The sequence below is a fragment of the Mycobacterium barrassiae genome (genome assembly GCF_025822765.1).
GTDB classification, from domain to species: Bacteria; Actinomycetota; Actinomycetes; order Mycobacteriales; family Mycobacteriaceae; genus Mycobacterium; species Mycobacterium barrassiae.
On sequence record NZ_JACKUK010000035.1, the window covers coordinates 70,842 to 95,361 of the forward strand.

At 66.2% G+C, this 24,520-nt stretch carries 23 protein-coding genes, 1 tRNA gene and 1 pseudogene; 12 read left to right on the plus strand and 13 right to left on the minus strand.

Annotation, left to right across the window (positions count from 1 at the left end; translation table 11 throughout):
• Positions 1–15 precede the first annotated feature (15 nt).
• Both H7J93_RS23615 and H7J93_RS23620 read right to left on the minus strand, forming a co-directional pair.
• A complete protein-coding gene (locus H7J93_RS23615; RefSeq protein WP_267308718.1) occupies positions 16–1,167 on the minus strand; it encodes a hypothetical protein in 1,152 nt (383 codons plus the stop codon).
• Positions 1,168–1,203: 36 nt separating this feature from the next.
• Complete coding sequence (locus tag H7J93_RS23620; RefSeq protein ID WP_267308719.1) at positions 1,204–2,589, minus strand: class I tRNA ligase family protein; 1,386 nt, start codon at positions 2,587–2,589, stop codon at positions 1,204–1,206.
• Positions 2,590–2,796: 207 nt separating this feature from the next.
• Here H7J93_RS23620 and H7J93_RS23625 point away from each other — a divergent pair, with 207 nt between their 5' ends.
• Both H7J93_RS23625 and H7J93_RS23630 read left to right on the plus strand, forming a co-directional pair.
• Positions 2,797–4,038: an MFS transporter gene (locus H7J93_RS23625; RefSeq protein ID WP_267308720.1), complete on the plus strand. Its 1,242-nt coding sequence runs from the start codon at positions 2,797–2,799 to the stop codon at positions 4,036–4,038.
• A gap of 18 nt (positions 4,039–4,056) precedes the next feature.
• Positions 4,057–4,701 carry a class I SAM-dependent methyltransferase gene (locus tag H7J93_RS23630; protein ID WP_267308721.1) on the plus strand — a complete coding sequence of 215 codons (645 nt, stop codon included), beginning with the start codon at positions 4,057–4,059 and terminating at the stop codon, positions 4,699–4,701.
• Positions 4,702–4,705: 4 nt separating this feature from the next.
• Here H7J93_RS23630 and H7J93_RS23635 read toward each other — a convergent pair whose 3' ends face one another.
• Entirely contained in the window at positions 4,706–5,542 is an 837-nt protein-coding gene (locus H7J93_RS23635) for a hypothetical protein (RefSeq protein WP_267308722.1), read from the minus strand.
• 135 nt (positions 5,543–5,677) lie between these two features.
• On the opposite strand from H7J93_RS23635, the gene H7J93_RS23640 reads away from it, so the two are divergent.
• From H7J93_RS23640 to H7J93_RS23655, 4 genes are all read left to right on the plus strand, one after another.
• Positions 5,678–6,373 carry a C39 family peptidase gene (locus H7J93_RS23640; protein ID WP_267308723.1) on the plus strand — a complete coding sequence of 232 codons (696 nt, stop codon included), beginning with the start codon at positions 5,678–5,680 and terminating at the stop codon, positions 6,371–6,373.
• 225 nt (positions 6,374–6,598) lie between these two features.
• Positions 6,599–7,936 carry an ammonium transporter gene (locus tag H7J93_RS23645; protein ID WP_267308724.1) on the plus strand — a complete coding sequence of 446 codons (1,338 nt, stop codon included), beginning with the start codon at positions 6,599–6,601 and terminating at the stop codon, positions 7,934–7,936.
• A 2-nt stretch (positions 7,937–7,938) separates the two neighbouring features.
• Complete coding sequence (locus H7J93_RS23650) at positions 7,939–8,154, plus strand: hypothetical protein (protein ID WP_267308725.1); 216 nt, start codon at positions 7,939–7,941, stop codon at positions 8,152–8,154.
• Positions 8,155–8,422: 268 nt separating this feature from the next.
• Complete coding sequence (locus tag H7J93_RS23655) at positions 8,423–8,626, plus strand: hypothetical protein (protein WP_267308726.1); 204 nt, start codon at positions 8,423–8,425, stop codon at positions 8,624–8,626.
• Positions 8,627–8,872: 246 nt separating this feature from the next.
• On the opposite strand, the gene H7J93_RS23660 is transcribed toward H7J93_RS23655, so the two are convergent.
• A tRNA-Ile gene (locus tag H7J93_RS23660) sits at positions 8,873–8,946 on the minus strand.
• Between the two features lie 69 nt (positions 8,947–9,015).
• Between H7J93_RS23660 and H7J93_RS23665 the strand changes: the two genes are divergently transcribed.
• Positions 9,016–9,669: a nitroreductase gene (locus H7J93_RS23665; protein WP_267308727.1), complete on the plus strand. Its 654-nt coding sequence runs from the start codon at positions 9,016–9,018 to the stop codon at positions 9,667–9,669.
• 113 nt (positions 9,670–9,782) lie between these two features.
• On the opposite strand, the gene H7J93_RS23670 is transcribed toward H7J93_RS23665, so the two are convergent.
• From H7J93_RS23670 to H7J93_RS23690, 5 genes are read right to left on the minus strand one after another with little or no spacing between them, the layout of a single operon-like run.
• On the minus strand, positions 9,783–10,628 hold the full coding sequence (locus H7J93_RS23670; protein ID WP_267308728.1) for a carboxymuconolactone decarboxylase family protein: 846 nt from the start codon (positions 10,626–10,628) through the stop codon (positions 9,783–9,785).
• Positions 10,629–10,636: 8 nt separating this feature from the next.
• Complete coding sequence (locus H7J93_RS23675; protein ID WP_267308729.1) at positions 10,637–12,013, minus strand: TldD/PmbA family protein; 1,377 nt, start codon at positions 12,011–12,013, stop codon at positions 10,637–10,639.
• 3 nt (positions 12,014–12,016) lie between these two features.
• A complete protein-coding gene (locus tag H7J93_RS23680) occupies positions 12,017–13,534 on the minus strand; it encodes a TldD/PmbA family protein (protein WP_267308730.1) in 1,518 nt (505 codons plus the stop codon).
• Between the two features lie 42 nt (positions 13,535–13,576).
• Positions 13,577–14,425, minus strand: a complete 849-nt coding sequence (locus H7J93_RS23685) for a CbiQ family ECF transporter T component (RefSeq protein ID WP_267308731.1) — start codon at positions 14,423–14,425, stop codon at positions 13,577–13,579.
• Positions 14,422–16,467, minus strand: a complete 2,046-nt coding sequence (locus tag H7J93_RS23690; protein ID WP_267308732.1) for an ABC transporter ATP-binding protein — start codon at positions 16,465–16,467, stop codon at positions 14,422–14,424. Before H7J93_RS23690 ends, H7J93_RS23685 begins: the two co-directional genes overlap by 4 nt.
• Before the next feature lie 97 nt (positions 16,468–16,564).
• Here H7J93_RS23690 and H7J93_RS23695 point away from each other — a divergent pair, with 97 nt between their 5' ends.
• The 3 genes and pseudogenes from H7J93_RS23695 to H7J93_RS23705 all read left to right on the plus strand — a co-directional run bounded on the left by H7J93_RS23695 (position 16,565) and on the right by H7J93_RS23705 (position 18,687).
• Positions 16,565–17,002, plus strand: coding sequence for a MarR family winged helix-turn-helix transcriptional regulator (locus tag H7J93_RS23695; protein ID WP_267308733.1), 438 nt, complete (start codon positions 16,565–16,567; stop codon positions 17,000–17,002).
• 170 nt (positions 17,003–17,172) lie between these two features.
• The gene (locus H7J93_RS23700; RefSeq protein ID WP_267308734.1) at positions 17,173–17,415 is read left to right on the plus strand and encodes a hypothetical protein; all 243 of its coding nucleotides are present in this window, start codon (positions 17,173–17,175) and stop codon (positions 17,413–17,415) included.
• A 103-nt stretch (positions 17,416–17,518) separates the two neighbouring features.
• Positions 17,519–18,687 (plus strand): annotated as a pseudogene (locus H7J93_RS23705) (MFS transporter).
• Positions 18,688–18,743: 56 nt separating this feature from the next.
• Here the strand turns inward: H7J93_RS23705 and H7J93_RS23710 are convergent.
• Together H7J93_RS23710 and H7J93_RS23715 are read right to left on the minus strand one after the other, a co-directional pair.
• Complete coding sequence (locus H7J93_RS23710; protein WP_267308735.1) at positions 18,744–19,844, minus strand: esterase-like activity of phytase family protein; 1,101 nt, start codon at positions 19,842–19,844, stop codon at positions 18,744–18,746.
• Positions 19,845–19,875: 31 nt separating this feature from the next.
• Positions 19,876–20,589, minus strand: coding sequence for a VIT1/CCC1 transporter family protein (locus H7J93_RS23715; protein WP_267308736.1), 714 nt, complete (start codon positions 20,587–20,589; stop codon positions 19,876–19,878).
• 100 nt (positions 20,590–20,689) lie between these two features.
• Between H7J93_RS23715 and H7J93_RS23720 the strand changes: the two genes are divergently transcribed.
• The gene (locus H7J93_RS23720) at positions 20,690–22,609 is read left to right on the plus strand and encodes an acyl-CoA dehydrogenase family protein (protein ID WP_267308737.1); all 1,920 of its coding nucleotides are present in this window, start codon (positions 20,690–20,692) and stop codon (positions 22,607–22,609) included.
• A 147-nt stretch (positions 22,610–22,756) separates the two neighbouring features.
• A complete protein-coding gene (locus H7J93_RS23725; RefSeq protein ID WP_267308738.1) occupies positions 22,757–23,599 on the plus strand; it encodes a hypothetical protein in 843 nt (280 codons plus the stop codon).
• A 6-nt stretch (positions 23,600–23,605) separates the two neighbouring features.
• Here the strand turns inward: H7J93_RS23725 and H7J93_RS23730 are convergent, their stop codons facing one another.
• Both H7J93_RS23730 and H7J93_RS23735 read right to left on the minus strand, forming a co-directional pair.
• On the minus strand, positions 23,606–23,770 hold the full coding sequence (locus H7J93_RS23730; protein WP_267308739.1) for a thiazole synthase: 165 nt from the start codon (positions 23,768–23,770) through the stop codon (positions 23,606–23,608).
• 106 nt (positions 23,771–23,876) lie between these two features.
• On the minus strand, positions 23,877–24,254 hold the full coding sequence (locus H7J93_RS23735) for a hypothetical protein (protein ID WP_267308740.1): 378 nt from the start codon (positions 24,252–24,254) through the stop codon (positions 23,877–23,879).
• Positions 24,255–24,520: the final 266 nt, after the last annotated feature.

Below are 24,520 nucleotides of genomic sequence, written 5' to 3' on the forward strand. Positions count from 1 at the left end.
TCAAACCTCCTTCTGCTAAACGATTCCGGCGAGCTGGGACACGCCGAGCCGCTCAACATACCGCTCGTATTTCATCCGCAGTTCGGTCGCCGCTGCCCGGGCATCGACGACATGTAGCTTCTCGCAGTCATATCCGAGAAGCTCGTTCAGAACAGCCATCTGCTCGCGGGCGAAAACGATGGTGCCGTCGGGCGAAATGCTCTCGATACCGTCGAGAAGTTGCGCCCTGCGGTTGACATCCTGCGCCTCGCCCACGGAAAGGCCTTCCGGCAGCACCAGCTCGATCCGCTCCCGTGAGACGCGTAGTGGGTAGCCTCCGGTCATGCCGCCCGGTGCGGGCGAATGCAGTTGCCGCGGCTCGCTGCCAAGCAATGCCCAGACCGTGCGCGCCGCGGACGTCGCGGTCACCTGCTGCCCGTCCTTGCCGCCCTGGCGTCGCAGATTGGCCGCCAACCGCGCGAAGACGGATTCGTGATTGACAGCCACTTCTTCGCCGTTCCTGAAGACCGCCAGTGCATACGGGATCCCGTGTGCTTCGCCGAAACGGTGCACGTGGTGGCTGAAGACGTGGTGGCAGACCAGGTTGATGTCGATCTCGGTGGGGTGCGCATCGAGTTCCTGCGCCGCCGCCCAGGTGATGCCGGGAACGACGTTGGCGATGTTGCCGATCCCGACGTGCGGGGCCATGCCGACGGTCGCGAGTGCGGGCCCGACCGCATCGGGATAGGCGGCGTTCACGACGGTGGCCCGCGACTCGGCCAGGCGAACCGCCTGCATGAGTTCGTAATTCAGCGCGAGATGCATCGGCAGCCACGGCCCGAGCTGCGCCTGATCCAGCTTCTTGAAGTCCTCCGGCGAGACATCCATGATCGCCCGCGCGGCCTGGATGGAGGCGCCCATGAAGATGAGATCCGGTTGGATGCGGCGGATTTCGGCCGCGGTGCGATCGATGTCGGCGAGGTCGAGCGCCAGTGCCTCCACGTCGCGGAAATAGCCGAGATTCGAGGCCGCCAGCTTGGTCAGGTTGGCGAAGCGGGTGGCCCGCTCCAGCGAGCGGCCAGCCATGACGAGGTCGACGGGCTGATCACCGGTGGCCAGCAGGTGCGCCAGCCGGATGGTGACGTCGCCGATGCCGATCAACAGAATTTTGGGTGCCTTGGAGTTCATGATGATCCTTTCGAGGATTCGATAAGTCCTGTGGGGTTAGATTTCGAGGACAGCGCGCAAGTGCGCGACCATCCCCATCAGCTCGACGCGTTCGGCGCCGTACGCGTGCTCGGATTCGGCGAACGTCACGGCGTTGTCGATCCGGCTGAGCAGTTCGGCTACGGAGAACCGGTCAGGACAGGCCATCCGCTCCAGAGTCGCGCGAAAGTTCTTCCCGGTCAGGGTCGCCGGATTGTCGAAGATCGGTCGCGCCGAAACCGACGGACTCGGCCATGACGAGGGTTGCGTCAGCATGTCTTCGCGGAAATCCAGCTCAGCGAGCTCCGGTGAGACTCGCGCCAGTGCGCCCCGCAGCGACATCGTCGAATAGCGCCACGCGAGGTCGTGCGCCCAGACGACGTTGCCACGGCTCGAGGACACCTTGCTGCCGTTGATTCGCAGGAACCTGTTGGCTTTCAGGGTGGTTGGAATCATCCGGGGAACGTCGAGGATCCGCGCGAGGAGCGGGAACAGGACGCTGTAGTAGTAGCTGTTGTCGAACCCGAAGTAGTACGTGACACACGGCCGGGTCTCAGCCGCCGCAAGCTCACGCCTGAACTCGGCGAAGCTGATATCCGTCGGCAAGCCGAGCGCCTGTCCCACCGCGTAGCAGTGAGCGAAGAAGATGTCGAACCAGGGGTTGACCACCCGGCCCGGCGCGACCTCGTACCCGTAGTCGCTCCGGAATGTCAGCGTGACGCGGCTGGGCTCCAACTCGTCGATGAACTTCACCAACGCCGGGTTGTCCGAGTCGACTTCCAGATGCCAGCCCTGCAGCCAGGAGACATCCTGGTCGTCGATCACCAGCACCGTCGGCAACGGCGAATCGTCGATCTCCGAGAACTCGGTGCATCCGGTGGACTCTTCGACGGGACTCAACGCACGCGGCAGGTCCATCGGGTTGCCGCACTGCTCGCACACGTTGATATAGGCGCGCTGCAGGCAGTTCGGGCAGGTGCCGGACACGAACGATTCGACGGCGCCGTACCGCGTGTCCTCGGCGACGAACTCTGGCAGCCGGATCGCCCGCGCGTTGCCGAACAGCTCGATCAGACCCGAAGCCAGATACTTGCGGTAGTCATCGGCGGTGTTGTCGACGACCTGATCGAAATGGACACCAAAGCGCCGGAAATCCGAACGGATGAGCGCGGACATCTCGTCGCGGAACTCGTACGTGTCCTTGCCGAACTGGCGTGCCTTCCTGGCCACGTACGTCTGGTAGCTGTCGATGTGCGACGCATGCACCGCGGGACTGCCGACCGCCTCCAGCAGCCGGCGGTTGAGGTCCGCTCGCAGATAGGGCCCTGACAAATGGCCGACGTGAAGACCACCGTTGGGTGTCGGCGGTGGAGTGAAGATCACGTCGAGGTACTGCTTCGTCATGGTGCCTGCCCTCCTTGATGGGGCTGTGTCGCAAGCTTTTTGTGGGTCACGGCAAACGATATGAACGCCTGGTCAGCGGCAGAGTCCGCCGATCGGCCCCCAGGAGGATGAACTTGTTGTCCCCCGATTGGGGGACGTGCCGGCTCATCCGATGTCACGGCTGATCGGCGGATGCCCATCTCGGCTGGCGCTTCATAGCGTTGAGCCATGACATCGACGGCCTGCGAGGCTGCGCTGCGCAGTTGGGCCGACATACCGCGGACCCGCAAACAAAGCCGCTACCCAATGCAGATCTGGCTATTGCTGGGCGGCAGCTTTCTGGTGCGCGCGTTGGGTTTCGCCTATCCGTTTCTGAGCTATTTCGTCGCCGAACGCGGGCATGGACCCACGGTCGTCAGCTTTGTGTTGGCGGCGTTCGGTGCGGGCTGGGTGATCGGCCAGCTGGTGTGCGGCTCGCTGGTGGACCGCATCGGCGAGCGGTTGACGCTGGTGGTCGCCATGGCCGTTGCGGCGGTCGTGCTGTGCATGCTGGCGATGTCGCATGGAGTGCCGATGCTGATCGGCGGCGCCGTCGCCTTCGGTCTCGTATTCGACGCGCCGCGACCGGTCCTCAGCGCCGCGATCGCCGAGCTGATCCCGGATAGCGCACAGCGAGCCAGGATCGACGCATTCCGCTACGGATGGGTCGTCAACGCCGGAGGCGCCATCACGGGCGCGCTCGGAGGGCTATTGGCGGTTCGGATCGGTGTGCCGGCCCTGTTCCTGGTGCACGCGATCGCCTGCACGACGTTCGCCGCGATGGCGATATGGTTTCTCCCCCGCCGCACTGGCAGTGCCGCACCGTCGACCGCGATGTCGGGCTACCGGGTGGCGTTCGCCGATAGGCGCCTTGTCCTGGTGTACCTCTCGAGCGTCGCGACGCTGACGGCGATGACCGCTGTACTCGCCGATATGCCGATGCTGATGTCGATCCAGGGCCTTGGTGCGGACGCGTTCGGTTGGGCGCAGGTGGCGAGCGCGGTCGGTGTCGCCGCGCTCACCCCGGTCGTCACACCGTGGCTGAGTAAGCGGATCGCGGTACGGTCTCGGCTCGACATTCTTGCTGCCGCGAGCCTGTGGGCCGCCGTGTGTATGGCCGGCGCCGCTTATGCGACGACGACGGCGCAGTTCAGCCTGGCGTGCCTGGGCGTCGCGGTCGCCGAAACGGCCTGGTTCGTCGTCGCCGTCGGGATCGTCCATCGGATCGCGCCGGCGGCGCAGCGTGGTGTCTACCACGGGATCTGGGCCACGGCGCTACCCGTCGCATGGATTGTCTCGCCCTTGTTGGCTTCGTTCAGCCTCGAGTTCGGCGGACAGCATTTGGTCGCGGCCACCACGATGCTCGTGGGATTGCTCGCCGCGGCGCTCTGTCTCCCGCTGGCGCGCCGACTGGCTGCCAGCAACCTCTAAACACCGAAAGGAAACATCATGTTGACGAACACCTTCTCGCTGGAGGCTGCGGCCCGTGCCGAAGTCGAACGTCTGCGGGCTTCGCGCGCCTTCGACGACGAACCGAGCGATCTCGCGAGGGCGCGCCATTTGCGCACGGCCACAACGCATATCCAGACCCCGGGCCTCTGGCTGGAGTTCGGCGTCAGCATCGGGACGTCCACCGCCACCCTGGCCGATTGCGCCAGGGCAGCCGATTCGCGCCTGTACGGATTCGACAGCTTCGAGGGTCTACCCGAGGAGTGGGTGGTCTCCGACGACGAGACATGGGAGCGCGGCGCATTCAGCGGCCGTCCCTCGGAGGTTCCCGACAACGTCGAGTTGGTGGCCGGCCTGTTCCAGGACACGCTGCCCGGGTTTCTCGACACCCACCCGGGCCAGGTCGCGTTCACACACATCGACTGTGATCTCTACAGTTCGACCGACTGCGTGTTCACCGCGTTGCGTGACCGCCTCGCGGTCGGGACAGTGTTGGTGTTCGACGAGATCTTCAACTACGACCGGTATTACGAGCACGAGATGCGGGCGCTCCTCGAACTCGGAGAGACGGGCGTCCGCTGGCGCTATCTCGGGCATGTGCCGGCGAGGTACGCGGCGAGCGTGATTCTGACCGAGGTTCGGTGAACCGCTATGACTCGGATGCCGGGGCGAAACGGCGCACGATCGCCGAACCCATTGCGCCGACGGCGATCATCGTGATGGCCAGCCAATCGGGAATCGCGTCGATGACCCAGCCGATGATGCCGACGATCAGAACGTACGTCGGTATCCAGTCCACGACCGGGAGCACCGAGGGCGGTGGTTCGGTGGACTGCCCCGCCTCCCGGTCCGCCTTGGCCCCAACGTAATCGGGGTACACGTCGGTGAACGCGACGGCGAAGAACGTCGCGCCGAGCTGAAGGATCCATCCGGTCCAGAAGTTGTCGGAGTCATGCAGGAAGGTGATTCCGATGAATCCGAACACCGCGCAGAACGCAAACGCCGCAGCCCACACTGCCGAGATGACATAGTTGGTCCGCAGGAATACCGGTGTCTCCCAGTACTCCTCGGGGGTCATGTCCTTCGCGTAGGACAGGGTGAAGGGCCGACGCACCACCAGCGTGGTCACCGCGAACACGGTGAGCGCGATGTTGGACATCTCCCCGGTCCAGGTGCTGAGCCAGTCTTCGACACCTGTTCCGATGAGCATCCTGACCGCGAGGAGGACGCCGAAGAAGACGACGCCGAACACGGTCAGCGAGTGCAGACTGTCGCCGCGCCGCCGGCCCGCCCACATCACGAAAATCGAAAACCCGAACGCGATCGCGATGGCACCTTCGTACCGACCCGGGCTCCCCACCACCGCCAGCAGGATCCACGGTGCGATGCCCGAGAGCGGTGAATCGAGGAAGCCGTCGAGCACCTTGGACACGCTGAATGGCCGCTTCTGCGGCGCCGCGGGCTGGCCGCCGATCTCCTCGGGCATAACGCGTCAAATCTAGAGCACAAACCCGCACGCATGAGGTTCCACAGGCGGCGATTCCGACGAAACCTCTCTTGCGGTGACCGAGCACCTTATTCTCAGCGCATTGTTCCTGGGGGTCGAGAAGGGATGGCCCCGATGCGCATTGCCGTGAGAGCCACATCGATCCTGCGCTGCGGACTGGCGGCCGGTGTCATCGCCGCAGTCGGCCTGGCCGGACCCGCCGCCGCCGACCCGAACCCCATCACCCCCGGTGTCTACGGCGACCCTGTCGCCGCCGCCGAATACTGGCGACCCCAGCTGGCCGACGACAGCTGCGGGCTCATGGCCGTCGCCGACGTGGTCGGTCAGGTCACCGGCGACCTGCCCACCGAGGAGGAGATGGTCGACCTCGCGGAAGACACGCCTTCGGTGAGTCAAGCGGGCCCCATCTATGTCGACCCGGACGCGCCCGGTGGCGGTGAGGGCATCTCGTACAAGGATCTGGTGGTGCTGCTCGCGCATTTCGACATCCCCTCCAAGGTCACCTACAGCGAGATCGCCGACGAGACCGGGCTGCCGACTGGGTTGCCCGCGTTGGAGCAGTATCTGGGCCAGGGCCGAAAGATCATCGCGTTCGTGAACTCGGCGATCATCTGGAAGGACGACGAGGAACAACGCGACTCAAGTGATCACTACCTCGTGGTGACCGGGGTCGATACCAACACGAACTCGGTGCATCTCAACGACAGTGGCGCCGAAGAGAACGGCGCCAACGAGCAGGTCCCCATCGACACCTTCTTGGCGGCGTGGGACACCGGTGACGAGACGATGATCGTCACCGACGCCGCCTGATCCGCTACTTGGCACGAATTGTGGGCCGCCGCTGAGCTTCTGCGGCGGCACGGCGGGTGCCGTTCTCACGGGCATCCGTCAAGGACTTCACATGAAGTTAACCCGCCGTGACCGGTGTGACACTTTCACCTCACTAGCGTCAGCGTTCGTAGTTCACGGATCGCACACCCGCACTCGTGCGCGCAACTGCGTTGCCGCACAGTGCCCTGTTTGGTGGAGGTTGCCTTGACACCGGAAGTCGAAGACGCCATCGCATCGATGGCGGCGGTCAACAACGAGTTCTTCTATTGGGTGTCGATCGCGCTGATGATGCTCATCCACGCCGGGTTCCTGGCGTATGAGGTCGGCGCATCGCGGTCCAAGAACGTGTTGGCCACCGCGATGAAGAACCTGCTCGCCTTCGCGACCATCGTCGCGTCGTTCTACTTCGTGGGCTGGTTCCTCTACAACGCCATGCCGAGCGGGTTCATCGAGTTCAACGATGCGGCCAAGGCGGCGCTCCCGTGGAGCGACAACATGGGACCGAACATCGACGATCCGGCCAGCGGCATCTTCTGGGGCGCCTTCGCGCTGTTCGCGGCGACCACCGGCTCGATCATGTCCGGCGCGGTGCTGGAGCGGATCCGTACCAGCGCGTTCCTGGTTCTGACGGTGCTCGTCGGTTCGGTGGTGTGGATCATCGGCGCCGCGTGGGGATGGCACGGCGCCGGATGGATGCTCACCAAGCTCGGGTTCCACGATGTCGGCGCCGCCGGCTGCGTGCACATGATCGCCGGCTTCGCAGCACTGGGCATCCTGATCAATCTCGGCCCGCGCATCGGGCGGTTCCTGCCCGACGGCACGGCAGTCACGATTCGTCCGCACAACCTGCCGCTGACGATGCTGGGCCTGATGCTGATCTTCACCGGCTTTTTCGGCTTCCTGATGGGGTGCGTGATCTACGGTGCGGGCGGCTACTCCACCATCTACGCGAGCCCGACGACGTTGTCCGCCTTCGCGTTCAACACACTGATGGGTCTGGCCGGCGGCATCATCGGCGCCTACCTGACGTCGCGTGGTGAACCGTTCTGGACGATCTCCGGCGGCCTGGCCGGCGTCATCTCGGTGGCCTCCGGAATGGACCTGTACCACCCGGCGCTCGGATTCATCATCGCTCTCGTCGGTGGTGCGCTGATCCCCTACATCGGCAAGCTGCTCGAGAAGTTCCGCATCGACGACGTTGTCGGTGCCGTCGCGGTGCACGGAGGCATCGGCCTGTACTCGGTCGTCATGGCGGGCGTCTTCCTGTGGGGCTACCCGAACACCGATGGCAATCCGTCGGTTTCGCTGTGGGGTCAGTTGACCGGCGCCGTGGTCTTCGCCGCGCTCGGCTTCATTCCGGCGTACCTGGTGTCGCTGGCCATGAAGAAGGCCGGCATGCTTCGCATTCCGGCCGAGGTGGAGAACCAGGGACTCGACCTCACCGAAGTTCCGGCGACGCCATACCCAGAGGGCATTCCCGTTACGGCCATGCCCACCAACGGCATTCACGCCATGGTGGTCATCGAAGAGGAGAAGGTGTAACCGTGAATCCTTTCGACAGCTATGACGACGCCACCGTGGTGTTCACCTTCGGTGGGTACTCGGTGGGTGTCTGGATCGTGTTCGTCCTCGCCGTCCTGCTGTTCATCGGCTTCTTCGTCCGGATGGTTCAGCACGAGAATCGCGCGTACAAGGCGATCATCGAGCATGAACCGATCGAGAAGGGCCCGGTGGCGGAAGGCGAGCCGACGGCGTACTGATCGGGCGTATACGCAGTGCCACTTAATAAAGTGGCACGGCGTATCGCCCCCTGACCTCGAACCCACAGCCAGCTCAATCGAGCTGGCTGTGGGCTTTTAGTGGGTAAACAACGCGGGCGTCCTGACGATGCTCTCTCCCGTTTAGAAACCTCCAAGATCATCGACCAACACTGCCTACATCGGTTCCCGCATTGCGAAACCACCCCAAGTACGAGCAGCGACGCAACGCAAAATCGACCGTCGCTCACCGAGGCGAGAGGGCAGCGTTATGAGCGATTACTGGAAGGCCGTCGAGGTCGCGGTACCGGTCAACATGCATCCGGTGCACATCAACAGTTTCGTCACCGCCGAGATTCATATGCTCGCCCGCCGGGCTGGAGAGACCGTTGCCGACGTGCGGATCGGGGCACCCCGCAAGCCTCGGGGCGACTTCATCGCTTGGTCGGCGTCATACTGCCCGCGCGCCAGATGATCGCAGCCTGACGACGACACGCCTAGCAGGGCAGAAATCCAAATACTTTGAAGGATGTTGTCAACGCGAATGGCGTTTGCTGGCCCGCGAGGCCCTTCTCGAAGTGCCCGTCGAGTGCCACGCTCAACTCCCTCATTCCGGGAGGGTCAAGGATCAGCCGAAGCAACTGTCAATCATCAGCCGAAACACCGCAAGCATCGCCCGCCATAGAAATCGCAGCCAAAAACCAAGGTCATCAAGCTGTAGTGGGGCGGGCGGGGCTCGAACCCGCGACCAACGGATTATGAGTCCGCGGCTCTAACCAACTGAGCTACCGCCCCTGCTCACAGTTTCGCGGCACCAATGGTCGCATACGCTCCACATGCCGTCCCCGCGGCAGGAGGAGCACCATGTACGACCTCGAATCAGCCATCACCGGCCGGCGCTCGATCCGCATGTTCCAGCCCGACCGCCCGGTGCCGCGCGACCTCGTCGACGAGGCGCTGGAGCTGGCCATCCGCGCCCCGTCGAACTCCAACATCCAGCCCTGGCACCTGGTTCTCATCTCGGGCGACGCCCTGCAACGCGTCGTCGCCGCCCTCATGCACGAGGCCAGGGCCAGACCTCCCGTCGTCCCGCAGCTCCCGCCGTCCTTCGCCCACCGGCGTGGCGAACTCGGCGCCGTGGTGTACGGCTCGATGGGCATCACCCGCGACGACATCGACGGCCGCCGCGAGGCCGTGCTGCGCAACTGGGAGTTCTTCCACGCGCCATTGGCGGGCATCGTCTGCATGCACAGCGACCTCGACTACGTCGACAGCCTCGGCGTCGGGATGTTCCTGCAGACCTTCATCCTGTCGCTGACGGCGCGCGGCGTCGGCACGTGCGTGCAGGTGTCGATCGCCGGCTACCCCCAAGTCCTGCACGCGCAGTTGGCCATACAGCCCGAGTACCGGATCCTGTGCGGGCTCGCAATCGGCTATCCAGATCCCGACTTCCCCGCCAACCAGCTACACATTCCGCGCAACCCGATCGGCGACAACGTCGTCTTCCACGACTACTGAGCCGAGACCGCCGCCGAGCGTGCACGCACTGCGAAAAACCACGCGAAATCTCGCGCTCACCGCACGTTCGGCGCCCAAAGGCGGCCGTGAAGGTGCCCTCAAGGACTGAGCGGCTACTGGGCCGAGACCGTCTGCCCGTCCGCTTCGACCGAAAACAGCTCGATGCCCTCCTCCACGAGCGGCGCATCGGCACCCAGCGACACCATGATCTTGTTGCAGGCGTTACGCATCACGTCGAACGTCAGCTCCACCGCCTCGTCCTGCGAGAAGTGCTTGGTCACCCCCGCCGCCACGTTGTCATCAATCTGCGACGGCGTCCAGATCAACGCGTCCACGTACCGCAGCGCGGCCTTCTGCGCATCGGTCAGCGCGTCGGCGGACTCGAACTGCTCGATCTGGCTGTAGAGGTCCTCGGAACCACCGGCGTCCAGCGCGTGGGTCTCCCGCCGCGACTTGCACAGCCGGCAGCTGTGCTGGGCCGCCCCACGCAACCGCACGACCTCCGTCGTCACCGGATCCAGCGCCCGCATCCGCGCCACCGCGGGCACAAACCCGTTCAGCAGCGCGTCAACGGGGTCGGACTCGTGATCCCACGCCACCTCCGTGGTGTAGCCCGCCTTGCCGAGCCCCAGCGCGTCGAGGCCGGCCCACACGCGGGGCACATAGTCGGCGACGAAGATCATCACGACCGTTCGAAAGACGTTGTCGCCCAACACCGTCAGCAGCTGCTTGCGCTGATTGGCCCCGATACCCGACACGTCGACCGCGAACTGCTCGGTGAACGCCGCCACCACCGCCTCCGACTCGGAGGCACCCTCGTCCCAGTCCAGTTCCATCGGCAGCGGCCGCAGCGACAGCACCCGTCCGCACGTCAGCCGCGTCAGCGTGTCCCGCCGCCCGTCCCCTGACGACATCGCCACCAGGGCGGCCACGCGGTCGGCCAGTTTTACGTCAGTCACCCCAGGGATTATTGCGCCTGGCTCACCGAGGACATGTGAAAGTCGGGGATCCGCAGCGGCGGCATCGTCACACGGGTGACCCAGTCGCCCCATTCCCGCGGCAGCGTGCGGTCGGTGGCGCCGGCCTCGGTGGCCCGTCGCAGCAGGTCCAGGGGGCTCTCGTTGAACCGGAAATTGTTGACGGCCGCGGTCACCTCGCCGTCCTCGACGAGGTACACGCCGTCCCGGGTGAGTCCCGTCAGCAGCAGCACCGCCGGGTCGACCTCGCGGATGTACCACAGCGTGGTCAGCAGCAGGCCGCGCTCAGTGCTCGCGATCATGTCCGCCATGCTCGCCGACCCACCGGTCATCAACAGGTTGTCCGCCGACACCGCCACCGGCGCGTCGAACTCCGCCGCCGACGCCCGCGGATACGCCAACGTGGCGATCGTGCCGTCGCGGATCCAGTCCGTACGCCCGATATCCATGCCGTTGTCGAAGACCGACGCCCGCTCCGAGGACGCCGACGTCGTGACGAACGGCGCGCACTCCAACCCCTCGGCGAACGGATCGGAGTACAGCGTCAGCGGCAGATCGGTGAGCTTCTCCCCCACCCGGGTCCCGCCGCCGGGCGCCGACAGCGCGGTGTGACCCTCCTGGGCGCCTCGGCCTTCCATCGACCACCACAGGTAGATCATCAGGTCGGCCACCGCGGACGGCGGCAGCAGCGTCTCGTACCGACCGGCAGGCAGTTCGACGGTGCGCCGCGCCCAGCCCAGCCGCGTCGACAGCCGCTCGAGCATCGAATCCGTTGGGACATCGGTGAAGTCGGGGGTGCTGAAGCCCGCCCACGCGCTGGCACCGTCACGTTTGGCGTTGATCTCCACCGACCCCGTCGGCTCAGTGAAGCGTCGGCGCACGCCGTTCGACGTGGCCAGGAAGGTCGTCTCGACACCGTGCCGCGCGAAGCCGTACAGCTGATCCGGGCCGCTGAACCCTCGCGCCGCCAGGCTGCCCGCCACATCGAGGAACGCCTGCACGCTAGTGCCCGAAACCGGGGCGTCCCAGTCGTCGGGGTCGCCGCCGCCCGGCAGCGGCGGGGCGGCGTCGCGGGCCTCGGGCGCGGCGAGTGCGGTGTCCTGCGACGCGGCCACCAGTCCGGCGATCGCGGACGGATCCACGTCACTGGTTCCCACCGAGCCCACTCGCGCGGTCTTTCCTTGGCGCACAATCGAGATCACCGTCGTAATGCGGCTCACCGATTCGCCGTTGGTGGTCATCGAATTTCCCGCCCACCGCAACGACGCGTCGGCGCGATCGCTCACCAGGACGATGGTCTCGTCGGCCTTACCCAGTCGGGCGGCCTCGGCCAGCGCAAGCTCGACTACCTTCTGTGCTCCGATCACCGGCTACCGCCCCGCCTCGTCGCGCGTATTGAGCACGTTCACCCCGCGGAACAGCGCCGACGGGCAGCCGTGGCTGACCGCAGCGACCTGGCCCGGTTGCGCTTTGCCGCAATTGAAGGCACCGCCGAGACGCCATGTCGCCGGCCCGCCGACCGCCTCCATCGATCCCCAGAAGTCGGTCGTGGTCGCCTGGTAGGCGACGTCCCGCAGCTGTCCGTCCAGGCGCCCGTTGCGAATACGGAAGAACCGCTGCCCAGTGAACTGAAAGTTGTACCGCTGCATGTCGATCGACCACGACTTGTCGCCAACGATGTAGATACCGTCCTCGACGCGCGCGATCAGGTCGTCGGTGCTCAGACCGTCGGTGCCGGGCTGCAGCGACACGTTGGCCATCCGCTGTATCGGCACATGATGCGGTGAATCGGCGTACGAGCAGCCGTTGGACCGCGCGACCCCGAGCCTCGGGGCGAACACCCGGTCGAGCTGATAGCCGACGAAGATCCCGTCGCGCACCAGATCCCAGCTCTGCGCGGCCACGCCCTCGTCGTCGAAACCGACACTGGCCAAACCGTATTCGACGGTCCGGTCGGCGGTGACGTTCATGATCGGCGAACCGTAGCGCATCGTCCCCAGCTTGTCCGGCGTCGCGAACGACGTGCCGGCGTAGGCGGCCTCGTAGCCGATAGCGCGGTCGTATTCGGTGGCGTGCCCGATCGACTCGTGGATCGTCAGCCACAGGTTGGTCGGGTCGATCACCAGGTCCGTCGGCCCGGCAGAAACGCTGGGGGCCTTGGCCTTCTCGGCCAGCAGCGACGGTATCTGCGCCAGCTCGTCGGACCAGCTCCACACGTCGTCGCCCGCGACGACCTCCCAGCCCCTGGCCATCGGGGGTGCCAGTGTGCGCATGGTTTCGAAGGTGCCCGCCGCGGCGTCGACGGTGACCGCCTCCAGCGTCGGCATCAGCCGCACCCGCTGCTGGGTGATCGACGAGCCAAATGTATCGGCGTAGAAGGTCTGCTCCTTGGTCGCATGCAGTCCGGCCGAGACGTAGTCGACGCCGTCGGCGGCAAGCAACCGTCCGGAGTACTCGCTCAGCACGGCGATCTTGTCCGCGGCGGAAACGGTGAACGGGTCGATGCGGTAGTCCGACACCCAGCTGACGTCGGAGTACACCGGCTCGGGGGCCAGCTCGAGGCGCTCGGCGTTCAACGGCTTGAGCGTCGCCGCCACATGCACGGCCCGGCGCGCAGTCTCGGCGGCGGTGGCGGGATCCAGTTCGGCGTGCGAGGCAAAGCCCCACCTGCCGTCGACGATGACCCGCACCGCCAGACCGATCTCGCGGTTGACGAGGGCGGCCTCCAGCTCGGCGTCGCGCAGCTGAATGAGCTCGGTGGTGATGCCGTGAATACGCAGGTCGGCGTAGCTGGCTCCGGCGGCGATGGCCGCGGACAGTGCCGCGTCGGCCAGCTCATGGCGCGGCAGCCCGAGGAAGTCGGCGTCGACCCGGTGTTGCGCTGTCACGCCCCCACCGTAATAGCGGCCCCACCGGCTCGCTGCACGGACTCAGGTCGTGACGGCGCTGGTGCCCAGAATCGTGAGCTCGAGCGCAAGTGCCGTGCCGCACACCAAGATCACGATCACGAACGCCCACAGGTCGATCATCTTCGGGCGCGACGGAAAGGCCGAGATCTGGCCCGCGCCGCCGCGGGCGGTGATGGCGTCGCCCATCTCGTCGGCACGGCGCAACGCGACCGTGATGGCCGCCGCGAGCAGATCGATGAGCTCGAGCCAGGCACCGCGGAAGCGTCCTCGTCGGCTGGCCGCCACGTTCTTGGGTCGCAGCCTGCGCGCCGCGTAGAGGACGCGGAACTCCTCGACCAGCATCGGGAACGCGCGCAAGGCCAACGCCAACGCCACCGACCACTCGTCGACCGGGATCCGCAGCACCCGCAGCGGGCGCCCCAATGTGGCGACGGCGGGGGCGATTTCGGCGACGTTCGTCGTCCACGACACCATGGCGCCAAGACCGAGCAGCACGATCGACAGCGCGGTGATGCGCAGGAAGTTGAACAGCCCGCCGAGCCCGATCTCGACCGAACCGAAGTCGATGATGGGGCTGCCGCCCGCGAAGGTGGCGGTGAGGCCGCCGAAGAAGATCAGAATCCAGAGCCAGCCCGGAATCGATGGCAGCACACCTCGGGGGATCCGGGCAATCCACGCGGCCACCACCACCAGGACGGCGACCGCGGCGATCGGCACCCAGCCCGGGTAGAACGTCATCAGCACGCCGATGCCCGCCACCATAAGGAGTTTCGAGCCCGCCCACAGCCGATGGATCGCGCTGTCGCCAGGCACCGGCCGCAGCAGCACGACCGGCTTGCGCTGCCGCTTGGTCGCCGTCGGGGCCGTCATGACACGCCTCCCGCGGTGGGTATCGGGGCGAGCACGCCGTCCTGCAGGCGCAGGATGCGCGGGCACACGTCCTCGAGACCCGAGAAGTCGTGGGAAATGATGATCACGGTCAGGCCGACGTTGCGCCGCAACTCGGCCAGAAGTCGCAGCAGCCCGCGCTGACTCTCGGCGTCGAGTCCCGCGAGCGGCTCGTCGAGGATGAGCGCACGTGGCGAGCGGGCCAACAGCCCGGCGAGCACCACGCGGCGCATCTGGCCGCCGCTGAGTTGATCGACGCGGCGCTTCGCGAGACCCGCATCCAGGCCGACGGTGGCCAGCGCCTCGACCACCCGCTTGCGGTCGCGATGGGAGAACCCGGCCGCCGACGCGATCTCCAGGTCGACGCGGCCGCGCATCAACTGCAGTCGGGCCGCCTGGAACGAGATGGCCACGGCGCCAACCTGTTCGGACACCGGCTTGCCGTCGAGCAGGCAGCTGCCGGACGTCGGGACGGTGAGGCCCGCCATAATCCACGCCAAGGTGGACTTGCCGGAGCCGTTGACACCGTGGATCAGCAACCCGTCGCCCTCGTTGACGGTGAAGGTGATGTCGCGCAGAGCCGTTGCGGCCCACGGTGTCCCGCTGGCGTATTCGTGGTTGACGTCGATCAGCTGGAGCACCGGCGTGTCGGCGTGGTGGCCGTGCGCGACCGTCGCGTCGGGCGCCTCGGTGGTCTCCACCATCTCGGTGTTGTCTGCGGCACCGCCGTTGCCGGTGAGGTTCACGGCGCGGTCGGCAGCGTCGGCTTCGTCGTTGTAGTGGGTGATGTGCACCAGCGACATGTCGTGGTGCTGGGTCAGCCCGGACAGCACCGACATCAGCCCCGTGCGGCCGTCCTGGTCGACCATGCTCGTGACCTCGTCGGCGATCAGCAGGGACGGTTCACGGGCGAGTGCCGCCGCGACCGCGAGGCGCTGCAGCTCGCCGCCGGACAGGCCGCCGGTGTCGCGCTCGGCCAGCCCGTCGAGGCCGACCTCGTTGAGCAGCTTGTGCACGTCGGTGGTGGTGCCCGGCGGCAGCCCCCACACCACGTCGTCGGCCACCCGCGTGCCGAGCACCTGACTCTCGGGGTGCTGCATGATCACCGCCGTGCCGCCGAGCCGGCCGAGTCCGACGGCGCCGGGCCGCTCGATGGTGCCCGCGGTGGGCTCACGCCCGGCGAGCATCAGCATCAGCGTGGTCTTGCCCGACCCGTTGGCGCCGGTGATCGCGAGGTGCTCGCCCGGTTCGACGGTCAGCGACATCGGGCCCAGCGCGTCGTGGTCGGTGTTGGGATAGCGGAAGCGGACGTCCTGCAGGCGCATCGGCACCGGCGCGATGGGCCCGGTGTCGGTCGACGCGTCGAGCTTGTGCACGTCGGGGATGCCGAACAGCCGCGACAGCACGCGCGAGAGCGCCCACCAGCCGATGAGGGTCACCATCGAGATGGACAAGATCGAGGTCGCGAAGAACAGGAACGGCCAGTACTCGAGCGCGGTCGCGAAATCGCGCTTGAGTTGGTCGGCCACGCCTTGCATGTCGGGGATGCGCGCGATGATCGCGGCGACGCCGTTGATGTTGGCGGTCACCGACTCGAAGATCAGGTGGCGCAGCCGCGCCAGGACAGCCAGCGCGGTCACCACCGCGACGCCGAAGACGGAGCCGGCGACCAGTGAGCAGAGGAAGACGGTTGTGGTGCCGCGGCCGCGGCGCTTGACGATGCCGGTCAGCCCGCCGATGTAGGCGCAGTTGACGACGGTCATGAAGCCGCCCATGCCGGCGATCAGGAAGGCGATGATCGCGCCCGCGACGGTCGCGGTGAGCAGCACCCGCAGTCGGTATCGGTAGGCCAGTAGGCCCATCGGGACCGTGCCCACCAACGAGAGCGCGGCGGCAAAGGGAACAACGACGGCGATAATCGCCGTGGCGGCGGACAGGGCTGCGATCACCGACGCCTGTGCGAGCTCCACGGGATTGAGCGGGCCGGAACGTCGAGACATGCTCGAATCCCCGGTCACGGCCATTTCATGATTCTGCCAGTCGTCGCGTGGAGTGGTCGCCGCGGCGTTCCGACCTGCGGAGGGTTTGAACTGCATAGTAAAACTATGTAATCTGGAGGTTATGTCTCAGACCCTTGGAGCTGACCTGCTGGCTGTGGTCGCCCGGATCAATCGACTCGCCACGCAACGCGCACGGCTGCCGCTCGGATACGCCCAGGCGCGCTTGTTGTCGACGATCGAGGACCAGGGGCCGACCCGGATATCCGACCTCGCCGCGCTGGATCACTGCTCGCAGCCGACGATGACGACCCAGGTTCGCCGGCTCGAAGACGGGGGTTATGTATCGCGCACCGTCGATCCCGACGATGCACGGGCCGTGCTCATCGAGATCACTCCCAAGGGTGTCGAAACGCTGAGGCAGGTGCGGTTGGACCGGGGCGCCGCCATCGATCCGTATCTCGAGCGCCTTGATGCGAAGGATCAGCAGACACTCAGCGATGCCGTCGAGGTGCTGCGACGCCTGCTCACCGACGCGTCCTCCCCTTCCTCCGCCAGCTAACCCTGCGGTTTCGGCCGTTGCATTCGCGATCCACTGCGTTTCTACAGACCAGAACTGCTAGTGCAAACGCGTCAGTTGGTCACTAGGGTGCCCGAAGAGAGTCCGTGACAGCGACTGCGCTATCCTGCGGCTTTGGGGAGCTTTGCTCTTCAGGCGGGAGACGTTCTGACATGACCGATAAGTGGTTTTCCGACATCGGTGCGCCGGGAGAGCTGACCATCGCAGATGTCTGCGACCAGATCGAGCAGAAAATCCACCTCCGCGCAGACAACCAGAAACCCCCGCAAGAGTTCCCGGACTGGCAGTCGTGCGTAGAAGATCGGGACGACACTATCTACAAGTTGAGCGCAGCTGTTGTAAACCTCTGCGAATTGGTTAAGTACTTGGCATCGGCGCAGCAGCGCAGCGGCTAGCCTGTCAAGGCGTTGCCCGGGCCTTTATCACACTCTGCGTCAGCAGCACCGACACGATCAGCAGAGCATCCTGCTGCACGCCACGTAGAACGCGGCGTCGCCCATGTTCGCGTCCGTCGTCGCGTTCATGGGCATCGGTCTCGTCGACCCGATCCTCAAGCCGATAGCCGAACAACCTGAACGCGTCGCCGCCGCAGGTGTCGCTGCTGTTCACCGGCTATATGGCGGTGATGGGCGTCGCCATGCTCATCACCGGCGTGGTGGCCAGCCGCGTCGGCCCGAAACGCACCCTGCTGCTCGGCCTGGTGGTGATCATCGCCGGCGCAGGCCTGGCCGGCATGTCGGAGACGGTGACCGAAATCGTTGGGTGGCGGGCGCTTTGGGGTCTGGGCAACGCGCTGTTCGTCGCGACGGCACTGGCGACGATCGTCGACTCGGCGCGCGGGTCGGTGGCGCACGCGATCATCCTGTACGAGGCGGCACTCGGACTGGGCATCGTCGGGCCGTTGGTCGGCGGAGTCCTTGGCTCGATCTCGTGGCGTGGACCGTTCTTCGGTGTCTCGGTGCTGATGGCCGTCGCCGTCGTCGTCACCGCCTTCCTGCTGCCGTCGACGCCACCTGCCGGGCGGGCCACCACCCTGGCCGATCCGTTCCGCGCGCTGCGGCACCGGGCTGCTCGGCGTCGCGATCACTGCGCTGCTGTACAACTTCGGCTTCTTCACCCTGCTGGCGTTCACGCCGTTCCCGCTCGACATGAGCGCCCACGAGATCGGGCTGATCTTCTTCGGCTGGGGTATCGCGCTGGCGTTCACGTCGGTGGTCGTCGCCCCGCGACTGCAACATCGCTTCGGCACGGGCCCGACGCTGCTGGCGAACCTGCTGGCCATGACGGCGGTCCTCGTGGTGATGGCCGTCGGCACCGATCACAAGGCCGTGCTGGCGGCGTGTGTGGTGGTCGCCGGCCTGTTCATCGGCATCAACAACACGTTGATCACCGAGACCGTGATGAAGGCGGCGCCCGTCGAACGGGGCGTGGCCTCTGCGGCGTACAGCTTCGTGCGGTTCTCCGGTGCCGCGATGGCGCCGTGGCTCGCGGGTGTGCTCGGTGAGCGCAACGTGCACGTGCCATTCTGGGTCGGTGCGGCGGCGGTGCTGCTGGCCGCAGGCGTGCTGGCCGTCAGTCGCCCGCACCTGCTCGGCATCGACGCCGACGAGGAGGAGTTCGACGAACTCAGCGAGGCGACGGCGATCACCGTCGGCAGCGACTCGTAGTACTGCGATTTCGGCGTGCTGGGTCACGCTCAGCGAGACTTAGCACGCCGAAACCGCTAAAGAACGAACGCCAAGAATTGAGTGAACTGTCGCGGCGAGAAGTTGTCGTCGCTCACCAACACCAGTGACTGCCGACCGTCGGGCAGCCTCGGCCCCAAAGTGATGCCCTCGATGTTGTCCAACGGCCGCACGGTATCCGTCAGGTCGACGAGCAGACTCTTCGTCATGGTCCGCACCGGCTCCCCCGTCAGTGACGGGCGCGCCAGCACGTCCTCCGCGTCACCCACACTGACCCGGTAGATGCGCGCCGCGGCGTGAGTGCCGAAGCCGCGTTCGATCGCCAGGAAGTTGTCGTCGTCGAGCGCCACCAAATCTGACAAGCCGTTATCGCCGCCGGGTCCAGCGGTCACTGCGTCGAGCGGATACGCGTATTGGGCTGTCGCGACACGTGATTCGGGATCGAAGCGAGTGATCCGCGTCAGCGCACCGGCAGTCTCAGACGGCGGCGGGCCATCGTTGTCGCCCGGCCCCTCCATTCCCGCCCATAGATGCCATCCACTCGGCGTCAGGGTCAGCCCTTCGAGCCCCCGATTGCGCCGCGGTCCGGTCGCGTCCACCGACATTCGCAACACCGGCGGCAGCGCGAACTCGCCGACATAGCCGCCGTCGAGCGTGGCGATCCGTATCCAAGGATCGAGCAGCACCGGCCCGTTCGGCTCGTCGATGCGGCGCTCACCCTCGCTGGACCAGTACAACAACTGTCGCCGCGCGTCGAAAGCGATGCCCTCCGGGTCCGGCGGCACCACCGGCGGCCGCGCGGCGGCGTCCAGCGGCGGGAACAATTGCCCGTTCATCGCCTGCCACGGATGCGTCGAGACGAACTCGACCCGACCGATCTCATTGTCCGACAGCGCTATTCGTGCGGTATAGAACCGAGCCGGATTGCGCGCCGAACGGTCGTCACTGATGACGTAGTACAGCTGCGAACCCGGGTCGTAGCTGATGCCCGACAGCCCACCGACGAGGGTGCCGTCGAAGTAGGTATCCGGGGCGAACTGCTCCTGACCGAGGTACGTAGGTGCGGAATCCGCGCCGCCGACCCCGCACGCCGTCAACGTCAGGCAGCACGCCAGGCCCATTCGGTGCAACACGCGCACCGAAAAAACCCTAGCCGCCTAACCGCCGAACTCAGGTAACGGCTGTGCCGACCAGCAGGCCGACGAGGTACGTCGCCGCGATGGCCACCGCGCCAAACGCCAGTTGGCGGACCGATGCGAACCAGATCGGGCGCCGCGTGAAGCGCGCCGCCACACCGCCGGCGATCAGCAGGCCGAGGCCGCCGCACGCCAGCCCTGCCCACAGCGATTCGAATCCGAGCAGGTACGGGATCAGCGGGACGATCGCACCGATGGTGAACATCACGAACGACGATCCCGCCGCGATCCACGGGGACGGCTTTTCCCGGGGGTCGACACCCAACTCCTGGACGAGGTGGAAGTTCAGCGCGCGGTTCTCGTCGCGGTGGACTTCGTCGGTGGCCTTCTTCGCGGTTTCGCGCGTCATCCCCATGTCCATGAGCATTGCCACCAGTTCAGCCCTCTCGGCCTGTGGGTGCTTGCGGAAGGCTCGCCGCTCGACCAGGACCTCCGACTCGATCTGCTCGTTGGCGGTCGTCACCGACGTGTACTCCCCCAACGCCATCGAGAATGCGCCGGCCAACAGCCCCGCCACACCGCTGATCACGACCGTGTGCGCGCTAGCCGCTGCGGCGACGCCCGCGATGAGGGCGGTGTTGCTGACGAGACCGTCCATCGCCCCGAAGGTCGCGGCGCGCAACCAGCCGCCGGTCACATCGGAGTGCCGGTGTGTCGAGGTGTGCGGCACTCCGGTCGGGGCGGTCATGCCCACGATTCAACGCCAAAGGTTTCGCCTGGTCTAGCGAGGTTTGGCTATGTTTGCCGCATCACGTTTCCGAGGCGCCCGAACAGGCTACCGTCGAATTATGACCACCACTGCGGAACATCTGCGCAATACCCTCGACGGCCGCTGGCGCGATGTGAAGAACCGGATGCGAGACGAACTCTCCAGCGAGGTCTTCAAACCGCACTACACCCCCAACACCGTCATCGCCCGCACCAAGGTGGCCGAACAGTTGAAGATCATGGCCTCACACGGCGCGGCCGAGGACGGCTTCAAGAAGGAACACGGTGGCAACGGCGACGTGGGCGCGGCGGTGACCCAGATCGAGATGCTCGCCATGTCCGACCTGTCGCTGATGGTCAAGGCGGGCGTGCAGTGGGGTCTGTTCGGCGGGGCCATCGAGAACCTCGGCACCGAACGCCACCACGAGGCGTACGTGCAGAAGATCATCGACCTGGACCTGCTCGGGTGCTTCGCGATGACCGAGACCGGCCACGGCAGCGACGTGCAGTCTTTGGAGACCACCGCGACGTACGATCCCGCGACGCAGGAGTTCATCATCGACTCCCCCACGCGCACGTCACGCAAGGACTACATCGGCGGTGCCGCCGAAACCGCGAGGGTGGCAGCGGTTTTCGCCCAGTTGATCACCCCCGATGGCGAAGGCCACGGCGTGCACTGCTTCGTCGTGCCGATTCGTGACGACGAGGGCAACGACCTGCCGGGCGTGACAACCAGTGACTGTCACTACAAGGGCGGTCTCCCCGGCGTGGACAACGGCCGCATCCAGTTCGCCCATGTCCGCATCCCCCGCGAGAACCTGCTCAACAAGTACGCCGACGTGGCCGAGGACGGCACGTACACCTCGCCGATCGAGAACCCCAACCGGCGGTTCTTCACCATGCTGGGCACGTTGATCCGCGGCCGCGTAACGGTCGGCGGCAGCGCCGGTGCCGCCGCCCGGGTCGCGCTCGACATCGCGACCCGATACGCGTTGCAGCGCAGGCAGTTCGAGGACCCCGACGGCGGCGAGGTGCTGCTGATGGACTATCTGGTGCACCAGCGCCGGCTGTTTCCGCTGATCGCCCGGTCCTACGCGCTGCAGTTCGCTCAGAACGAGCTCGTCGCAAAATGTCACGAGCTGCAGACCGCCGACGACCCCGATCCCGAGGAACAACGTGAGCTCGAGTCCCGCGCCGCAGGCCTGAAGGCCGCCAACACGTGGCACGCCACTCGCGCCATCCAGGAGGCCCGCGAAGCATGCGGCGGCGCAGGCTATCTGGCGGAGAACCGGCTGATCGCGCTGAAGGCCGACACCGACGTGTTCACCACCTTCGAGGGCGACAACCACGTGCTCTACCAGCTGGTGGCCAAGGAGCTGCTCACCGCCTATGCCGACGACATCAAGAGCATGAGCCCGGTCGAATGGGTCCGGTTTGCGGCCAATTTCGCCGGCGAGCGCGTGCTCAAACGCACTGCGGCGCAGACGATCATGCAGACCATCTTGGACACCCGCGAGGACAACGAGGAGGAGGGCAGCCTCTTCAACCGCGGCACCCAGGTCAAGATGTTCGAGGACCGCGAGGAGTACATGGTCGCGTCGGTGGCGCGCCGGCTGCAGGGCAAGTCCAAGGAGATGAGCGCGTTCGACGCGTTCAACTCCGTCCAGGACCATGTGCTCCACGTCGCGCAGGCCCACATCGACCGAATTGTCCTGGAGGCGTTCGTCGCCGGCATCGACGCCTGTGAGGACCGGCAGGCTCGCGAGGTACTCGGCCTGGTGTGCGACCTGTACGCGCTCACGGTGATCGAGGAAGACAAGGCGTGGTTCGTCGAACACCGCTTCCTGTCCACCGAACGCGCCAAGGCCGTCACCCGCGGGATCAACGACCGTTGCCGCCGACTGCGTCCGCACGCCGAACTGCTGGTGGATGGATTCGGCATTCCGGAGCAGCTTCGGTACGCCGAGATGCTGCACCCGGAGAACATCATCGACACATAGCTATCGATACATAGTTATCGACACATAGTTCCCACCCGCCCCAACAGCGACAACATTTGCCCATTCCTGTGGTCTTGCCCCATAGACGCTGGGAGAATTCGGAGCGGTGCGTCCGCGAGGACTTGCCAGGCTTCGAAGGGGGTTTCGATGTCCGCGTCCCGCCGGCCCTGGTTGGGCCTTTCAGTTGCCGGGGTGATCACCGCGGTCACCGCGCTCGTGGGGGCACTCGCCCCGCCGGCGCAGGCGTTCCAGATCCAGAACCACGAGCGCATCACCCGCGACGCGCTGACACCGCTCGGGGTGGATCAGGCTGCGCTGACTCAAATCTTGGTCGGCCCGCCGCCGGGCGCAGGCGCGGTCGGCAGCGACGCCTTCTTCGATGACCAGTTCCGCCACATCGACAACGCGAACAACCCGGTCGATATCTGCAACGCGACTGTCGAGGCGTGGAACTTCTTCACGCCGCTCATCCTGTCCGGCGCGAAACCCACCGGCCCCGGCGGCAGTGACCTGGTCGACGGTTTCGCCGCGCGGGCTGCATTCGGCGGACTGGCACACGCCCTGCAGGACTTCTACTCGCACTCCAACTGGGTCGAGGACAACATCGCGATCGGAGAGCCGGACCGGATGCCGCCTCCGCTGATGCCCACCTGCGATCCCGAGACGCTGCCGCCAGGCCTGCACACGGGATTCTTCGAACCGGGCGCCAACCGCGACGATCCCCTCGGCGGCTGCCCGCCCGGCGGCCCCCCACCTGGCGTCATCGAATGCCACTCGACGCTGAACAAGGACGACTGGAGCACGCCGCGCGGCGGCGTCATGGTGCCGGGCTCCAACCCGCCGATCAACTACTTCGAGCTGGCCGCGCAGCTCGCCACCAAGGCCACGACCGATCTCTACTGGCAGGTGCACGACCTCGTCGCCGCCGACTCCGGAACATGCGCGGCCGACAACCTGTTCCAGGCTGACCGGCGCCAAGCCTGCTGGTAAGGCGGTCTAAACCGCTCGTTTGGCGGTGGCCTGCGGCAGCGGCATCGTCTCCCATGCCTCGAGGTCGGGCTCGAAGGCGTCAGCGATGGTCTGGGCGAATCCCGTGAGCTGAGCGATCGCGGCGGCCATCGCAGTGCCGAGGATCCAGCGCGAGGTGCGTCGTATCAACATGCGTCCAGACTCGGATGTGGCACTTGGAGATTTCTTGGACGCGACATGGCTCGGCCCCGGCACACGTATGGGGGATCGTGTGACGGGGCCGAGTGATCGTGCTGTTCTACTCCGAGGCGTCCGAGGTGCGCTCAGCCGGCCGCTCGGGCGGGGTAGGCGCCTGCTCTGCCTCCGCCGGGTTCGCCCTCGGGGCGGGCGCCGCCTTCTCCGCCTCGACCACGTTCGGGGCGGGCGCCTCCTTCTCCACCGCGCGCAACGTCGAACGAGGCGTATTCACCTCGGCGAAGGTGCGCCCCGGCGTCGCGATGAGCGAAGGCCGGTGCAGCGGGTTAGAAGACTGGTTCGGGCTCGTTTCGAACTTCGGGTTCATGCCGTCGATCCCATCGGCGGCGGCCAACGGTGCGGTGAGGCCAAAGGCGCCGACGGCCAAAGCACCGACGATGAGTCGTGGGACGAGGCGGTTGCGGCGGGCCGATCCGGTCATGATTTCTCCTTCGCGTGGCTTGTCGACAGCGACTATGCCGATCCACGCGGGGCCTCCGAAATCTCCGGACAGCCAGATTCCTCCGCCGATTCGACAGGATTTCCTATCCGCCAGGTAAGGAAAAGGAGGGCCATGCGTCTGAGAAAGTGCTCCCCCGGCTGGACTCGAACCAGCCGAAGCCCCTAATGCCACACCGGCGTTGACCACGACATTAACCCTCTGACCTCTGAATATGCAGTACAACACACGTTTTGCGCTGTGGGGTT

Excerpts from the sequence above, each read along its gene's own strand:
- H7J93_RS23615 (WP_267308718.1), bottom strand. The coding sequence starts at position 1,167 with ATGAACTCCAAGGCACCCAAAATTCTGTTGATCGGCATCGGCGACGTC.
- H7J93_RS23725 (WP_267308738.1), top strand. The coding sequence starts at position 22,757 with ATGTCCGCGTCCCGCCGGCCCTGGTTGGGCCTTTCAGTTGCCGGGGTG.
- H7J93_RS23695 (WP_267308733.1), top strand. The coding sequence starts at position 16,565 with ATGTCTCAGACCCTTGGAGCTGACCTGCTGGCTGTGGTCGCCCGGATC.
- H7J93_RS23635 (WP_267308722.1), bottom strand. The coding sequence starts at position 5,542 with ATGCCCGAGGAGATCGGCGGCCAGCCCGCGGCGCCGCAGAAGCGGCCA.
- H7J93_RS23735 (WP_267308740.1), bottom strand. The coding sequence starts at position 24,254 with ATGACCGGATCGGCCCGCCGCAACCGCCTCGTCCCACGACTCATCGTC.
- H7J93_RS23720 (WP_267308737.1), top strand. The coding sequence starts at position 20,690 with ATGACCACCACTGCGGAACATCTGCGCAATACCCTCGACGGCCGCTGG.
- H7J93_RS23715 (WP_267308736.1), bottom strand. The coding sequence starts at position 20,589 with ATGACCGCCCCGACCGGAGTGCCGCACACCTCGACACACCGGCACTCC.
- H7J93_RS23685 (WP_267308731.1), bottom strand. The coding sequence starts at position 14,425 with ATGACGGCCCCGACGGCGACCAAGCGGCAGCGCAAGCCGGTCGTGCTG.
- H7J93_RS23690 (WP_267308732.1), bottom strand. The coding sequence starts at position 16,467 with ATGGCCGTGACCGGGGATTCGAGCATGTCTCGACGTTCCGGCCCGCTC.
- H7J93_RS23620 (WP_267308719.1), bottom strand. The coding sequence starts at position 2,589 with ATGACGAAGCAGTACCTCGACGTGATCTTCACTCCACCGCCGACACCC.
- H7J93_RS23730 (WP_267308739.1), bottom strand. The coding sequence starts at position 23,770 with ATGTTGATACGACGCACCTCGCGCTGGATCCTCGGCACTGCGATGGCC.
- H7J93_RS23640 (WP_267308723.1), top strand. The coding sequence starts at position 5,678 with ATGCGCATTGCCGTGAGAGCCACATCGATCCTGCGCTGCGGACTGGCG.
- H7J93_RS23700 (WP_267308734.1), top strand. The coding sequence starts at position 17,173 with ATGACCGATAAGTGGTTTTCCGACATCGGTGCGCCGGGAGAGCTGACC.
- H7J93_RS23625 (WP_267308720.1), top strand. The coding sequence starts at position 2,797 with ATGACATCGACGGCCTGCGAGGCTGCGCTGCGCAGTTGGGCCGACATA.
- H7J93_RS23630 (WP_267308721.1), top strand. The coding sequence starts at position 4,057 with ATGTTGACGAACACCTTCTCGCTGGAGGCTGCGGCCCGTGCCGAAGTC.
- H7J93_RS23655 (WP_267308726.1), top strand. The coding sequence starts at position 8,423 with ATGAGCGATTACTGGAAGGCCGTCGAGGTCGCGGTACCGGTCAACATG.
- H7J93_RS23665 (WP_267308727.1), top strand. The coding sequence starts at position 9,016 with ATGTACGACCTCGAATCAGCCATCACCGGCCGGCGCTCGATCCGCATG.